Origin of the sequence: Natronosalvus halobius (assembly GCF_024138145.1) — an archaeon.
In the GTDB taxonomy this organism is placed as follows: Archaea; Halobacteriota; Halobacteria; order Halobacteriales; family Natrialbaceae; genus Natronosalvus; species Natronosalvus halobius.
In genome coordinates, this window is the sequence record NZ_CP099997.1 from 2542769 (window position 1) to 2556325 (window position 13557).

Below are 13557 nucleotides of genomic sequence, written 5' to 3' on the forward strand. Positions count from 1 at the left end.
ACGCCGTCGACGCGCGCACTTTCTTGTGCCAGGGAGGCAAAACGCACCCCATGAACGACGCGTCGGCGACAGACGAGACTCGCTGTGCGTTCTGTGGACACTCCTGCCCGCTCGACCCGCTTACAGATGAGGGCGAGGGAGCGAATCGGGTCTTCTGCTCGCGCGCCTGCCGCGACGCCTTCCAGGAGAACGAAGACGGGTTTCGGCACGATAACGGACACCGGACGCTCCAGACGGGCGTCGCCGCCCTCGAGGCGAGCCTCCCGCAGGGACTCCCGCGCAACTCGTTCGTCCTCCTGGTGGGCAACTCCGGAACCCGTGAGGAGGCCATCCAGGCCGAACTGGTCTGGCGCGCGCTCGAGCGCGGCGAACCGGCAATCGTGGTGGCGTTCACCGAACCGCCCACCTCGGTCGTCGAGAACTTCCTCGCGATGGACTGGAACGTCCTCCCTTACCTCGAGTCCGGCCGACTTCGGGTCCTCGACTGCTTTACCTCCAGGATGGACGACCCCGAGCGCCTCCACGAACGGATGACCGAGTGGAATACCCACCTGCGGCGCGTCGTCGAGCCACAGACGGCCACCGTCCGCGATCCGAGCGATGCCCACGAGGTGCTGAACGTCCTGGACAACGGCCTCGAGGACCTCGAGATGATCGAGACGGGGCTGGTCGTCGTCGACTCCATCGCGGAGTTCGCCTCGCTCGTCCAGCCAGTCCAGGCCTACGACTTCGTCCGGGACGCCCGCGCCGAGGTCTGCAAAGGCCGGTTCGTGCCGCTGATCGCCGGGGGAACGGTGGCGGGCGGCGAGGAGGTCTTCCCCCGGAACCTCGCGTACGCCGTCGACGGCGTGATCGACCTCGCGCTCGACAACTCGATCGTCGAAGACACGCTCTTTCGTCGGCTTCGGGTGCGCAAGCTCCGGGGTGTCCTCGCGATCAGCGAGTGGCACACCTACGAGTACACGAGCGGGCTCGGCATGGTGACCTTCGATCCGGTCGAGGAACTCGAGGGCGACCGCGATGGTGGTGGAAGGCAGGACGGCGACGGCGAGGGTGGGGAGGGGGCGGACGACGATAGCGGAACGAGCGGGACGAACAACGAGACGAGCGGGACGAACGATCCGCGAGACGACGTCGATGGAGGCGAACACATCGACGAACCCCACGGCGAGGAACGGAACAGCTAACTGCTCCAGCCGAAATCCTCCGTCCATGCCCTTCGGTGTCGACGAAGCCGGCAAAGGCCCCGTCTTCGGGTCCATGTTCGCCGCCGCGGTCTGGGCCCCGACTCGAGACGCCCTCCCCGACGGCGTCGCCGACTCCAAGCGTCTCTCACCGGAGCGGCGAGAGACCCTGGCCGAGACCATCCGCGCGGACGACCGAATTCAGGTCGGCGTCGCCGAAATTACCACCGAGCGGATCGACGCCCCCGATACCGACATGAATGGCCTGGCCGTCGAGGCCCACGCGAGCGCGCTCGAGGCGGCCGCCGAGGAGCTCGCTTCCGACCTCAAGCACAGGGGAGCGTCGGAACCGCCGGTCGCCCACTGCGACGCCTGCGACACCGACGCCGACCGCTTCGCCCGCCGGGTCGCCGACGCCTGCGCCCTCGAGACCACGGTCGAGGCGACCCACGGCGCCGACGACGACGACCCGCTCGTGGGCGCCGCGAGCATCGTCGCCAAGGTCGAACGTGACGCCCACGTCGCCGCCATCGCCGACGAGTACGGTGAAATCGGGAGCGGCTACCCCTCCGACCCGACCACGCGGGCGTTTCTCGAGGAGTACGTCGTGAGATGTGGAGCGTTGCCGGCGTTCGCCCGCGCGTCGTGGTCGACCTGCGCCGACGTGCTCGCCGACGCCGAACAGACCGGACTCGAGCAATTTTGACGTACCCCCGCCCGAAATACGCCGGTATGAGCGAAGACGACGTCGCTCGAACCCTGCAGGCCTACGAATCGGACGCCGACGCCTACGTCGAGAAGTACCGCACCGAGTCGGTGCTCGCCCGGTACGGCGAGGCGTTCCTCGAGGCGCTCGAGACCACCGGCGGGCAGCGCGTCCTGGACGTCGGCTGCGGGCCTGGCGTGGACTCGGCGACTCTCGAGGCCCGCGGCTACGACGCCGTCGGCCTGGATCCGACCGAGGCGTTCCTTCAGGCGGCAACGGAGGACGTCCCGTCGGCGTCGTTCCTCCGGGGCGACATGCGGGCGCTCCCGGTCGCGACCGACGCGGTCGACGGCCTCTGGGTGTGCGCATCGTTTCTCCACGTCCCCCGAGCGGACGCGCCCGCGACGCTCCGCGAGTTTCGGCGCGTGCTCGACGCCGACGGCGTCCTGTACCTCTCCGTGAAGCGACCCGACCTGGCCGCCCGCGACGGGAGCAACCGCCACTTCGAGCCCTACCAGCCGGGAGCGGTCCGGGACCTGCTCGAGGCGGCCGGGTTCGAACGGGTGACGGTGACCGAGCTGGACGGGTGGGTCTCCGCACTGGCCCGCACGCCCGCCGGATAGCAATTGACTTTTTGGGACTCGTGTCGTAGCGCTACCCATGGGATACGTCTGTCCGATCTGTGAGGCGGGCGTCACCGACGGCCGCCAACTCGCCGACCACCTCGCCGTCACCGCGTCGCTCGGTCGCACGGCTCACCTCGAGTGGCTCGAGGAGCACGTCCCGGACTGGGGCTCGAGAACGCGGGGCGAACTCGCCAGCGCCGCCACCCCGCACGCGCTCGAGGTGGAGTTGCCGGTCTCGGAAGACGCTCCCGAGGGGCCGAGGGTGCAGTCGGGGCGGAAGGCTAACGCGAGGAACCAGAAGGACCCAGGGGGCCCGAGTGACCCCAGACTCGAGGACGCCATCGCCCGACAGGCGCAGAAACCTGGACGCGGAGACGTGACCGCCGAAACCGAGGACGTCCTCGAAGAGGCGAAGGCGTTGACGGCTCGAATGGAGGGCGAGGGTGCACCCGAGAGCCGGGTAAAATCGCGCGCCGAAGACGGGCCTGGAGACGAAACCGGAAACGAGACCGGAAACGAAAACGCGTAACTGTCCTCCCGCCAACCGTCTCGACATGCACACCGTCGGTACCTTCGCCCCCGACACCCTCCAGGACGCGAGCGAGCAGTACGAATCGGTCGGCCCCGCCGCCCAGACCGTCGTCCGCGAGGTCGCCAAGGCCATGGACTTCGGCCGCGAGGAGTACGCCGACCGTGTCTCGAGCGACGTGGTGGAGACGGCTCGGGATGCCCTGTTCGCGAGCTTGCTCGAGGTTCGCGTCGGCACCCGCGAGGAGTACGAGGACTGGCGCGAGGAGTACGACGGAGAGGTGATCGAAGCAGGAAGCGAGCACGTCGACCACGTGGTCTGGCACGCCGCCCCGACCGGCGAGGCCGTTGCCGCGACCTTCCACGAGAAGGAGGAAGCCGCCATCGCGACGCTTCGGCGCCAGGCGTTCGGACGACTGTACCGCGACCAGTTATAGTGTCCTTCCAAGCGCCAACGGCCCGTCGGCGACCGAGTGCCGGAGCGCGTCGCCCGGAGCGGAACTGCGAACGTTCGAGAGAACCTCGAGGGGGTTGCTGCACGAAAGGACGGACTTTGCTGCACGAAAGGACGGACTTTGCTGCACGAAAGGAAAGCGATTGCTTCGCGTAACGGTGTGGAAGCCGGCGTGCACAGGCGTCAGCGATCAGGACGAGTTCGGAATTGAACTCACGGCGATCAGGACGAGTTCGGAATTGAACTCACGGCGATCAGGACGAGTTCGGAATTGAACTCGAACTCGAATCCGAATCCGAACGTGAGTCCGAATCCAGACGCGAACGCGAATCCAAATCCGAACTCGAACCGTCGACCACTTCGAACGACGTCCCGCCGCACCGGCAGCCCTCTCGTCGCCCTATCGGGCGGATTTTCCCCTCGGACCACCGCTCCGCCGCGTACGCCGCCCCGCAGGACGTACAGATCGCCGCGACTTTCTGAACGCGTTCGCGCTCGTGCTCGCGGCCGACGTCATCTTCGTCTTCACCTGCGACTTTGTCTGACGCCGATTCGGCGACGTCGTCTCCCGCAACCTGGTCGTCCATGTAGGCCCTTAGAGGGGCCACAACGGGATAGCAACCATGCGGTGACTTCGAGGGTGTTTATATAAGCGTGCTGGCGCGTTTCACGGCCTGCGTTCGCTATCACTTGCGCGGGAGCGTTCTCGAGACGACGGAGCGCCGCGAAGCGCCGGCGGAACGCCAGCGAGGCGACGATGAAGCAACGACGAAACGCGTATCCTCCGTCGGTTCCGATAGTCGACTAATGCGTCGACGGACCCTCCTCCTCGTCTCGGCCTTCGTGCTCGTGCCGCTCGTCCTTCTGGTCTCTCTCGGCGCCGTCCCCGGACTGATCGGCGGCGGGGACGTCTACTACGTGGTCGCGAGCGAGGTCGACCTCCAGGACGGCGAGCCACCAGAGGCGAACGTCACGAGTACGATCGCCGCCGAGAACCTCTCGGAGAATCGCTTCCCGTACACGACGGGCGCGCTCGAGGACGGTCGCTCGGCGGCCTACGAGGAGGGGCGATTCGGCTTCGAGTCGGCGTTCACGCACACGCCGTTCGACGAGTTCTCCGAGTTCGAGACGTGGAACCGCGCAGCGACCGACCCCGAGGCTGACGTGGTCTATCTCGAACGAAACGGTACCTACTACCGCCTCGAGATCACACCGGCTAGCGATGTCGATGGATCCTGACGACGCGGAAGACGGGGAAGGCGACGCCGACCCGAGCGTCACCGAGGATGCGCCGGCGTGGCCCGTGCTCGAGTCCCGGACCGAGTACGAAACCGGCTGGTACGACGGCGGCTACGATCTGGTCGAACAGCCCGACGGCTCCGAGAAGCGCTACTACTGGGCCGACCTTCCCCCCGCGGTCGTGATCGTCGCCACGACCGACGACTCGATCCTGTTCGTCGAGCAGTATCGCCCCGCGATTCAGGAGACACACCTCGAGTTACCCGCCGGAATCGTCGAAGCGGGCGAGTCCTACACCGCCGCGGCCGCGCGCGAACTCGAGGAGGAGACCGGTTTTCGTCCCTCGAGTCTCGCCCTCTTGCAGGAGTATCGCGTCGCGACTGGCGTCCTTCGCCACGACCGCGGCGTGGTCTACGCGGAGGGACTCGAACCTGGCGAGCGCGACCTGGACGGCAACGAGTTCCTCGAGGTACGGACGATCCCGAAGGAAGAGGCGCTGGCTCGAGCGCGCGAGGAGCCGGCGAACGACTCGACGCTGAGCGCGCTGTTGCTGGCGCGCGAGGACGGGTTGTTCTGATCCAGGAGTATCGTTTAACCCGCTCGAGACCCAATTCCGACCAACACAATGGACGGCGAAATCTCCACCGACGACGTCTCGGCACTGCTCGAGTCCGACGCCGACGTACGGATCGTTGACATTCGCGACCAGGCAAGCTTCGAACGCGGCCACATTCCCGGCAGCGAGAACGTCCCGTTTCACGAGCTAACGGCGAAAATCGAGGACTTCGACGACACCGACCGGATCGTCACCGTCTGCCCGCACGGGCAGGCGAGCGTCCAGGCGGCACGGCTCATCGGCTCCTACGAGGGGAGCGCGGATGCCCGCGTCGAGAGCATGGCCGGGGGACTCGAAGCCTGGGCCGAGGCCTACGAGCTGTCGGCCGACGACGGCGAGGGCGACGAGCAAAGCGAGCGAGACGGACGAAGTGAGCGAAACGAAGGCGAACACGATACTCGAGGAAACGCCGACTCGAGTGCGCCGTTCTGATTCTCGGTCGGGGTCGCCAAGGTGGTCGTGACGACGATCACTGCATCAGCCGACCGAATCGGTCTGAGAGACACACCTCTGGCGAAGCGAGCGTCGGACGACACCCCTCCCGTAGTAACGACCCTGACTATGACGGCCGAACGATCTTCCCTGTGAATGATGCACACACGAATGGTCTGCTTCCGCATCGCACCACAATGGGACAGACCGTCAGGATTTCAGCGGGCTGAGAGCCGCATCAGCACCCGGCCACACCCCCCACGTGGCCGGTTTTGCTGTCGGCGTATTCGAGTCCTCGAGTTGTGGGTCAGAAACCGACAGAGGTAGCGAGCGACGCGACTCGAGGCGTGACTCGAAAGTGTCACGTGAAAACGAGAGCAGCGCTCCCGCTCGAGCCGCCGGCGAAACGAAAAACCGCACCGCAGGTGCTAGTTTCGTTCGGTTCACGATCCGCCGTGGATCGGAAGTCCGGTCAGCGCATCGACGGTCAGGCGACGTTGAACCCGCGATCGCGGAGGAAGTCCTCGATGCGGCCGCGGTGGTTACCCTGGAGTTCGATGTGGCTGTCCTCGACGGTCCCGCCACAGGCGAACTTCGATTTCAGATCCGACGACAGACTGTCGAGATCGACGTCCTTGGGGTCGAATCCTTCGATGACCGTTACCTCTTTACCGTATCTGCGCTCGTCAATGCGGATGGTGAGTTGCTGCTGGCCCTTGGCCACGTCCTCGCAGACGCAGAGTTCCTGGGGCAGCCCGCACGTCGAGCAGACTTCCGACATTACGTTCGCCCGTACGGAATGAGCATATTAAACACTATCGGGACCGCAACCGACTTCCGACTCTCGGGACCGCAACCGTCTTTCGCCTCCAGCGGTCGAACGCTCGACCCACCGCCGACCAAAGCCGCCTGACAACCGATGGGATTTTCCTGTCTGCGCGTCCAGGATGGTGGCATGAACTATCGTGCAGTCGAACCGACGGGAGAGTACGTCGCCAGCCTCGAACACGGCGCCGACTGGCGGGCCGAGATCGAATCGCTCGCGGCCGAGGTCGACGCCGAGGCCGCCTGGTTCACCGCCCTCGGCGCCGTCCAGGATGCCGAAATCTGGTTCTACAACCAGGACACCCTCGAGTACGAACCCGTGAGCTTCGACGAACCGCTCGAGGTGGCCAGCTGCGTGGGGAACGTCTCCTGGCTGGAGGGGGAGCGATTCGCCCACACCCACGCCGTCCTCTCGCGGCCCGACGGCACGGCCCTCGCGGGCCACCTGAACGCCGCGACCGTCTTCGCGGGCGAAGTGTACATGCGCACCTTCGAGGAACCCCTCGAGCGCGAGCACGACGAGACCACCGATCTCGACCTCTGGCTCTAACATGCGGGCCGAGGACGAGCGCTACTTCGAGACGCTCGAATCCCAGCTCGAAGAGGCCATGAACGTCGCCGAAACCGCCAAGCAGCGAGGCGACGACCCGAAGCCGGAAGTCGAGATTCCGGTCGCGAAGGACATGGCCGACCGCGTCGAGAACATTCTCGGAATAGACGGCGTCGCCGAGCGCGTGCGCGAACTCGAGGGGCAGATGTCCCGCGAGGAGGCCGCTCTCGCGCTCGCGGAGGACTTCGCCGACGGCTCCGTCGGGGACTACGAAACGAAAGCCGGGAAGGTCGAGGGCGCAGTCCGGACCGCAGTCGCGCTCCTGACCGAGGGGGTCGTCGCCGCGCCCATCGAGGGCATCGACAGGGTCGAGATCCTCACCAACGACGATGGCACCGAGTTCGTCAACGTCTACTACGCAGGTCCGATTCGTTCCGCGGGCGGAACCGCCCAGGCCCTCTCAGTGCTGGTCGCGGACTACACCCGCGCACTGGTCGGCCTCGAGACCTACGAGGCTCGCCAGGAGGAGATCGAACGCTACGCCGAGGAGGTCGGCCTCTACGACAAGGAGACCGGGTTGCAGTACTCGCCGAAGGACGAGGAGACGAAGTTCATCGCCAGACACCTCCCGATCATGCTCGACGGGGAGGCGACAGGTGACGAGGAGGTCTCGGGCTTTCGGGATCTCGAGCGCGTCGACACCAACTCCGCCCGCGGCGGGATGTGTCTGGTGATGGCCGAAGGGATCGCGCTGAAAGCCCCCAAGATCCAGCGCTATACGTCCCAGCTCGACGAAATCGACTGGCCGTGGCTCCAGGACCTGATCGACGGGAGCTACTACGACGACGAGGCGTCAGCGGGTGACGACGAGGGCGGGGATGGAGACGACGAAGACGGCGAGGGAGACGAGGGGGCAAACGCCGACGACTCGAGTTCCGAACCCGACGAGGACGACCGGCCTGCGGGACCCCCGCGAGTCGAACCCGCCACGAAGTTTCTCCGGGACCTGATCGCCGGTCGCCCCGTCTTCTCACACCCCTGCGCCGAGGGTGGCTTCCGCCTGCGCTACGGCCGCGCGCGCAACCACGGCTTCGCGACCGCGGGCGTCCACCCCGCCTCGATGCACATCCTGGACGACTTCCTCGCGACGGGCACCCAGATCAAGACCGAGCGCCCCGGCAAGGCCGCCGGAGTGATTCCCGTCGACAGCATCGAGGGCCCGACCGTCCGCCTGGCCAACGGCGACGTCCGACAGATCGACGACGTCGAGGAGGCCCTCGAGGTGCGCAACGGGATCGAGAAGATCCTGGACGCCGGCGAGTACCTGGTCAACTACGGCGAGTTCGTCGAGAACAATCACGCACTCGCGCCCGCCGCCTACGCTGTCGAGTGGTGGGTCCAGGACCTCGAAGCCGCCGGTGCAGACGTCCAGGCGCTCGAGGACGACCCCCGAATCGACCTCGAGGACCCGCCCGCCGAGCAGGTCCTCGAGTGGGCCCTCGAGTACGACGCGCCGCTGCACCCGAAATACACCTACCAGTGGCACGACCTCTCGGTCGCGGCGTTCGACGGACTCGCCGAAGCCGTCAGCGAGGGGACGTTCGAAGAGGGGGGCGTAGGTGGCGAGACACTCGTCCTGGAGCACACCGACGACACTCGCGAGGCGCTCGAGACCATCGTCATCGAGCACCGCCAGCGCCCCGACGGGATCGAGCTCGACGACTGGGAGCCCTTCGTTCGCAGTCTGGGGTTGACGACGGACCTCGAGCGTACCTGGTCCCTGGAGGACCTGAGCGAACGGGCACGCACCTGGGGGGTAGACGAGGACGGCGACAACGCCATCGAGGCGGTCAACGAGGTCGCGCCCGTCACGGTTCGCGAGCTCGCGCCGACCCGTATCGGCACGCGGATGGGCCGACCCGAGAAGTCCGAGCGCCGGGACCTCAGCCCACCCGTCCACACCCTCTTTCCCATCGGCGAGGCCGGCGGCGCCCAGCGCAACGTCGCCGACGCCGGCAAGTACGCCGAGACGATGAGCGACACGCCCGGCGTCGTCGAACTCGAGATCGGGCGCAAACGCTGTGAGGCCTGCGGCGAGGAGACGTTCAAGAACCGCTGTCCGGAGTGCAACGAGCGGACGGTTCCGGACTACGAGTGCCCCTCCTGTGAGTCCCGGGTCGACCCGGACGAGGCGGGCCGCGTCGAGTGCGACCGCTGTGAGATCGAGGCCACCTGCGTCGAGCACACCGAGATCGACGTCCACGAGGTCTACCGGGACGCCCTCGAGGCCGTCGGCGAGCGCGAGAACGCCTTCGAGATCCTCAAGGGCGTGAAGGGGCTCACCTCGACGACCAAGGTGCCGGAGCCGATGGAGAAGGGCATCCTTCGGGCGAAACACGACGTCTCGACGTTCAAGGACGGCACCGTCCGCTACGACATGACCGACCTCCCCGTGACGGCCGTCCGGGCTAGCGAACTCGACGTGACGGTCGGCCAGCTCGAGGCGCTTGGCTACGAGGAGGATATTCACGGCGAACCGCTGACCCACGAGGACCAGCTGGTCGAACTCAAGGTCCAGGACGTCGTCCTCTCGGACGGCGCGGCCGAGCACATGATGCAGACTGCGGACTTCATCGACGACCTGCTCGAGCAGTACTACGGGCTCGAGCCGTTCTACGAGATCGACGATCGCCAGGAACTCGTCGGCAAGCTAGTATTTGGTATGGCACCGCACACCTCCGCAGCTACTGTCGGGAGAGTGATCGGTTTCACGAGCGCCGCCGTCGGCTATGCGCACCCGTTTTTCCATGCAGCAAAAAGACGCAACTGTGACGGGGATGAAGATTGTGTGATGCTTCTCATGGACGGGTTGCTGAACTTCAGTATCAGCTTCTTGCCAGACAAACGGGGCGGCCGCATGGACGCCCCCCTCGTCATGTCCTCGAGGATCGACCCCTCCGAGATCGACGACGAGGCTCACAACATGGACGTCGTCTCCCGCTATCCTCGCGAGTTCTACGAGGCCACCCTCGAGCAGGCCGACCCCGGCGACGTCGAGGGCATCGTCGAAATCGCCGAAGATACGCTGGGAACCGACCGCGAGTACACCGGCTTCGGGCACACCCACGACACAACCGACATCGCGATGGGGCCGGATCTGTCGGCCTACAAGACGCTCGGGTCGATGATGGACAAGATGGACGCCCAGCTCGAGCTGGCACGCAAACTCGAGGCCGTCGACGAGACGGACGTCGCCGAGCGGGTCATCGAGTACCACTTCCTGCCCGACCTCATCGGCAATCTGCGGGCGTTCTCGCGCCAGGAGACGCGGTGTCTCGACTGCGGGGAGAAGTTCCGACGGATGCCCCTGACCGAGGTCTGCCGGGAGTGTGGCGGCCGCGTCAACCTGACCGTCCACAAGGGGTCGGTCAACAAGTACATGCAGACAGCCATCGACGTCGCCGAGGAGTACGGCTGTCGGGACTATACCAAACAACGGCTGGAAGTGCTCGAGCGATCCCTCGAGAGCGTCTTCGAGAACGACAAGAACAAGCAAAGCGGCATTGCGGACTTCATGTGACCGCGGCTGGTGGTGAGCGACTCCGTTCGGATGTTCGTCGGATCAACTGCGCTTCTGTCTCGCGTCGCACGCCCCTGACGTGGCGCTTGGAGGCGGACCGGTTAACTCCGTAGGTTGTCGACGATATTCGTTTTGAACCCGCTGTACACGGTAGCCAGCGGACTCGACCAGGTCAGTCGGTGGTACATCCGGATCTCCGGGGCGAACTTCGCCTTGTACTCGGAGAGACCGTAGAGGTTCGCTCCGCCGTGGTCGAGGCGCTCGAGGCCGCGGTCGCGCGCCTGACAGATGACGTGCCAGAGCATGAGGTCCATCACCGGGACGCTGTGGTCGCGATTGCTAACCCCCTGCCACGTGACCAGCGTTCTATCGTCTTCGATGGTTATCTGACCGCCGACGAGTTCGCCGTCGGCATCGAACCGGTACACGCGCATGATCCCGTCGGGAAGTACGCCGTACAGGTCCGCAAAGAACGCCGGCGGTGCGGCGTACTCGTCGTGACGTTTCCGTAGCCCGTCGATGATAGCGGGTATCTCTGCGCCGTTCGTTTCCGTTATTTCGTAGCTGTCGTCCGGCGTATTTCGAATGTGTTGCCGAAGGTCGCTGCTGAACGTCATCAGCAAATCCTCTTCCGACGGCGTGAGATCGACGGCGTACGTGAAGTACGGCTTGCGGGCGGCGTACTCGTTCCAGAAGAACGGCCGCGGATCGCCGTAGTCCGTTCCGGTCTGAACGTGGATGTACGCTGGGCCGATCGTTTCTCGAATCGCCTCGTCGACGGCCGCGACGAAGCGGTTGTGACGCCGCAACGCCTTCCGTTCTTTCAGCGACTCCTGGTTGAGCAGGACTGGCCCGAGGTAGTTGATTCGCAAACCGGTCGGCGGGGAATAGGCCGTTTGAACGGGGCCTTTCGATTTGGAGAATACCGGAAATATGCCGACCGGCTGGTTGCCTTTGTACCCGACGTACGGATACAGCGTTCCGGCGTAGTCTTCCATGACCTCCAGGGCCTCGTAGCGGTGGAAGGGCGTCCGATGGGGCGACTGTTCGACCAGGCTATTCCACTCGTCCAGGTCGTCTACGAGGGATACGTCGATGGTCATTTTCCTCACCAGATCGGCGTATTGGACGGCACGCAGCACTCCTACGGACGAGAACCCCGTGTAAAGTTCTTTCACGCATTTCGCTGAAGCGTGTCGCAGTCGTCGTTGTTACCCTCGGCGACATGGAACGACCGGAATCGTGACCACCAGCGGCGCGAACGGAGACGAACCAGTGACCAGTTTTTCAATCGCTCGCGAAGAATACAGGGTTGGTACACATGACGCCCACAGACACTGCCGGAATCGCTACCCGTCGTCACCTGCACCGGAGAAAGCGTACAGTGCGCCAATCCAGTTTCGCGTGCTCACGACCGTGACCGTCGAGCCAGGTCCGCTCGAGGTTCGCCTCCGGAACCGCTTCGGCGGGACGGTGGGCGAGTCCCGCGTCGTCGTCCGCCAGGCCGTCGACCTCGCAGACTCCGGACAGTACGAAGCCGACGTGGGCGCCGAGTTGACCACCGAGGCGGTGCTCGAGGAACTCGCCGATGCGCCCCACGGCACGCCCGCGGACCGGTGGAACTGGTGGATCGGGTCGCTCGAGGTCGCCTACGGGGGCTACAGCCAGTTTGGGGTTCAGCGCTATCGCGACGGGTGAGGCCCTCGGCGGTCGGGAACGACCAACGGCGTATACTATAGATAGTATAGCTTTCATTCGACGGTCGTCGGTCGAAAGCGCGCTGCACCGATGAAGGCCTCGACTCACACGAGTACTTCGAGGGCGAGTCGATCGATCGGCGGCGATTGCCGGTTGGTTCGGTAACGATCGATTCAGTAAAGACGACCAGCACCTGCGCACACAAGATACATCGCTTCCTCCCCGGTACCGGCGAGCATGGGTGGACGACAGTCAACACTCGACGACGTCGACCGAGGGATTCTCCACATGCTACAGATGGACGCCCGGAACAACAGAGCCAGGGAAATCGGGGAGGACGTAGGCGTCTCCGCGAGCACCGTCCGGAATCGAATCGAAGCGCTCGAGGACGAGGGCGTGATCAGGGGATACGTCCCGAAGATCGACTACGAGCAGGCGGGCTATCAGCTGTCGATCCTCTTCACCTGCACCGCCAGCGATCCGTCCGAACCGCTCACCGAGGACTTACTGGAGAAACACGGCATCGTTTCCGTCCGGAAACTGCTCGCCGGTCGAGAGAACTACCACATCAGAGTTGTCGGTACGGACACGAAGGACGTGTCGAACATCGCGAACTCGATTCGAGAGTGCGGCCTCGAGATCGTTCGATCGGACGTGCTCGACGACGAGTACGTCCAGCCGTTCGATCACTTCGGCAAGGACGTCCCCTCGAGAGAGGGGTGAGAAACGGTCGCCCCGCAATTTCGATCCGTTTTCTGTGGAATAAGCAGCGTTCAGCGGTAAAATCCAGGCCTCCCAGAACCGGTGACGGGATTTATACGTATCCGCCGGCTTCCTAACAGTGATGGAAACCGTTACACCCACGCAATCAGTCTCCTCCAATTCGCCCGTCACGACCGTCGTCGAACTCGTCGCCGACCGGGAAGGAACGGATCCAATGGAGTTGCAGCCGCCGCTTTACGACGTGATCGATCCCGAGGCGCTAAACGCGCTCTTCGCGCCGACCAGTCGCGGTCAATCGCGCGAATCCGGCCAGGTTTCGTTCAGGTACCTGGGATACGACGTCACCGTCCGGGCGGACGGAGACGTTTCCATAAGTAACGACACCGAACGATAGCG

General features: G+C 65.1%; 16 protein-coding genes. 13 read left to right on the top strand and 3 right to left on the bottom strand.

Features of this window, described 5'->3' with window-relative positions; genetic code table 11:
• The first annotated feature begins 50 nt into the window (after window positions 1-50).
• Genes NGM15_RS12430 through NGM15_RS12450 form a run of 5 tightly spaced genes read left to right on the top strand, consistent with a single transcriptional unit; the run spans window position 51 to window position 3481 of the window.
• Window positions 51-1187 carry an ATPase domain-containing protein gene (locus tag NGM15_RS12430; protein ID WP_253431421.1) on the top strand — a complete coding sequence of 379 codons (1137 nt, stop codon included), beginning with the start codon at window positions 51-53 and terminating at the stop codon, window positions 1185-1187.
• Between the two features lie 25 nt (window positions 1188-1212).
• Window positions 1213-1890 (top strand): ribonuclease HII, encoded by a 678-nt coding sequence (gene rnhB, locus NGM15_RS12435; RefSeq protein ID WP_253431423.1) that lies wholly within the window; start codon window positions 1213-1215, stop codon window positions 1888-1890.
• 26 nt (window positions 1891-1916) lie between these two features.
• Entirely contained in the window at window positions 1917-2513 is a 597-nt protein-coding gene (locus tag NGM15_RS12440; protein ID WP_253431425.1) for a class I SAM-dependent methyltransferase, read from the top strand.
• 37 nt (window positions 2514-2550) lie between these two features.
• Window positions 2551-3045, top strand: coding sequence for a DUF5810 domain-containing protein (locus NGM15_RS12445; protein WP_253431428.1), 495 nt, complete (start codon window positions 2551-2553; stop codon window positions 3043-3045).
• Window positions 3046-3070: 25 nt separating this feature from the next.
• The gene (locus NGM15_RS12450) at window positions 3071-3481 is read left to right on the top strand and encodes a DUF5809 family protein (protein ID WP_253431431.1); all 411 of its coding nucleotides are present in this window, start codon (window positions 3071-3073) and stop codon (window positions 3479-3481) included.
• A 271-nt stretch (window positions 3482-3752) separates the two neighbouring features.
• Here NGM15_RS12450 and NGM15_RS18815 read toward each other — a convergent pair whose 3' ends face one another.
• The gene (locus NGM15_RS18815; protein ID WP_311136448.1) at window positions 3753-4085 is read right to left on the bottom strand and encodes a hypothetical protein; all 333 of its coding nucleotides are present in this window, start codon (window positions 4083-4085) and stop codon (window positions 3753-3755) included.
• A gap of 220 nt (window positions 4086-4305) precedes the next feature.
• Between NGM15_RS18815 and NGM15_RS12460 the strand changes: the two genes are divergently transcribed.
• From NGM15_RS12460 to NGM15_RS12470, 3 genes are read left to right on the top strand one after another with little or no spacing between them, the layout of a single operon-like run.
• A complete protein-coding gene (locus NGM15_RS12460; RefSeq protein WP_253431434.1) occupies window positions 4306-4737 on the top strand; it encodes a hypothetical protein in 432 nt (143 codons plus the stop codon).
• Window positions 4727-5314: an NUDIX hydrolase gene (locus tag NGM15_RS12465; protein ID WP_253438067.1), complete on the top strand. Its 588-nt coding sequence runs from the start codon at window positions 4727-4729 to the stop codon at window positions 5312-5314. Before NGM15_RS12460 ends, NGM15_RS12465 begins: the two co-directional genes overlap by 11 nt.
• A gap of 48 nt (window positions 5315-5362) precedes the next feature.
• Window positions 5363-5785, top strand: a complete 423-nt coding sequence (locus NGM15_RS12470; protein WP_253431437.1) for a rhodanese-like domain-containing protein — start codon at window positions 5363-5365, stop codon at window positions 5783-5785.
• A 487-nt stretch (window positions 5786-6272) separates the two neighbouring features.
• Here NGM15_RS12470 and yciH read toward each other — a convergent pair whose 3' ends face one another.
• The gene (yciH, locus tag NGM15_RS12475; protein ID WP_253431440.1) at window positions 6273-6566 is read right to left on the bottom strand and encodes a stress response translation initiation inhibitor YciH; all 294 of its coding nucleotides are present in this window, start codon (window positions 6564-6566) and stop codon (window positions 6273-6275) included.
• Window positions 6567-6740: 174 nt separating this feature from the next.
• On the opposite strand from yciH, the gene NGM15_RS12480 reads away from it, so the two are divergent.
• Window positions 6741-7160, top strand: coding sequence for a PPC domain-containing DNA-binding protein (locus tag NGM15_RS12480; RefSeq protein ID WP_253431442.1), 420 nt, complete (start codon window positions 6741-6743; stop codon window positions 7158-7160).
• 1 nt (window position 7161) lies between these two features.
• Window positions 7162-10740 (top strand): DNA polymerase II large subunit, encoded by a 3579-nt coding sequence (locus NGM15_RS12485; RefSeq protein WP_253431445.1) that lies wholly within the window; start codon window positions 7162-7164, stop codon window positions 10738-10740.
• Between the two features lie 101 nt (window positions 10741-10841).
• Here NGM15_RS12485 and NGM15_RS12490 read toward each other — a convergent pair whose 3' ends face one another.
• Entirely contained in the window at window positions 10842-11843 is a 1002-nt protein-coding gene (locus NGM15_RS12490) for a lipid II:glycine glycyltransferase FemX (protein WP_253431448.1), read from the bottom strand.
• A gap of 313 nt (window positions 11844-12156) precedes the next feature.
• Between NGM15_RS12490 and NGM15_RS12495 the strand changes: the two genes are divergently transcribed.
• From NGM15_RS12495 to ddfA, 3 genes are all read left to right on the top strand, one after another.
• The gene (locus NGM15_RS12495; RefSeq protein ID WP_253431451.1) at window positions 12157-12438 is read left to right on the top strand and encodes a WNWW family protein; all 282 of its coding nucleotides are present in this window, start codon (window positions 12157-12159) and stop codon (window positions 12436-12438) included.
• A gap of 237 nt (window positions 12439-12675) precedes the next feature.
• Complete coding sequence (locus NGM15_RS12500) at window positions 12676-13161, top strand: Lrp/AsnC family transcriptional regulator (protein ID WP_253431454.1); 486 nt, start codon at window positions 12676-12678, stop codon at window positions 13159-13161.
• A gap of 121 nt (window positions 13162-13282) precedes the next feature.
• The gene (gene ddfA, locus NGM15_RS12505) at window positions 13283-13555 is read left to right on the top strand and encodes a DdfA family disk-determining factor (RefSeq protein ID WP_253431458.1); all 273 of its coding nucleotides are present in this window, start codon (window positions 13283-13285) and stop codon (window positions 13553-13555) included.
• Window positions 13556-13557: the final 2 nt, after the last annotated feature.

Excerpts from the sequence above, each read along its gene's own strand:
- NGM15_RS12470 (WP_253431437.1), top strand. The coding sequence starts at position 5,363 with ATGGACGGCGAAATCTCCACCGACGACGTCTCGGCACTGCTCGAGTCC.
- rnhB (WP_253431423.1), top strand. The coding sequence starts at position 1,213 with ATGCCCTTCGGTGTCGACGAAGCCGGCAAAGGCCCCGTCTTCGGGTCC.
- NGM15_RS12460 (WP_253431434.1), top strand. The coding sequence starts at position 4,306 with ATGCGTCGACGGACCCTCCTCCTCGTCTCGGCCTTCGTGCTCGTGCCG.
- NGM15_RS12450 (WP_253431431.1), top strand. The coding sequence starts at position 3,071 with ATGCACACCGTCGGTACCTTCGCCCCCGACACCCTCCAGGACGCGAGC.
- NGM15_RS12430 (WP_253431421.1), top strand. The coding sequence starts at position 51 with ATGAACGACGCGTCGGCGACAGACGAGACTCGCTGTGCGTTCTGTGGA.
- NGM15_RS12490 (WP_253431448.1), bottom strand. The coding sequence starts at position 11,843 with ATGACCATCGACGTATCCCTCGTAGACGACCTGGACGAGTGGAATAGC.
- NGM15_RS18815 (WP_311136448.1), bottom strand. The coding sequence starts at position 4,085 with ATGGACGACCAGGTTGCGGGAGACGACGTCGCCGAATCGGCGTCAGAC.
- NGM15_RS12485 (WP_253431445.1), top strand. The coding sequence starts at position 7,162 with ATGCGGGCCGAGGACGAGCGCTACTTCGAGACGCTCGAATCCCAGCTC.
- NGM15_RS12440 (WP_253431425.1), top strand. The coding sequence starts at position 1,917 with ATGAGCGAAGACGACGTCGCTCGAACCCTGCAGGCCTACGAATCGGAC.
- yciH (WP_253431440.1), bottom strand. The coding sequence starts at position 6,566 with ATGTCGGAAGTCTGCTCGACGTGCGGGCTGCCCCAGGAACTCTGCGTC.
- NGM15_RS12465 (WP_253438067.1), top strand. The coding sequence starts at position 4,727 with ATGGATCCTGACGACGCGGAAGACGGGGAAGGCGACGCCGACCCGAGC.
- NGM15_RS12445 (WP_253431428.1), top strand. The coding sequence starts at position 2,551 with ATGGGATACGTCTGTCCGATCTGTGAGGCGGGCGTCACCGACGGCCGC.
- NGM15_RS12480 (WP_253431442.1), top strand. The coding sequence starts at position 6,741 with ATGAACTATCGTGCAGTCGAACCGACGGGAGAGTACGTCGCCAGCCTC.
- ddfA (WP_253431458.1), top strand. The coding sequence starts at position 13,283 with ATGGAAACCGTTACACCCACGCAATCAGTCTCCTCCAATTCGCCCGTC.
- NGM15_RS12500 (WP_253431454.1), top strand. The coding sequence starts at position 12,676 with ATGGGTGGACGACAGTCAACACTCGACGACGTCGACCGAGGGATTCTC.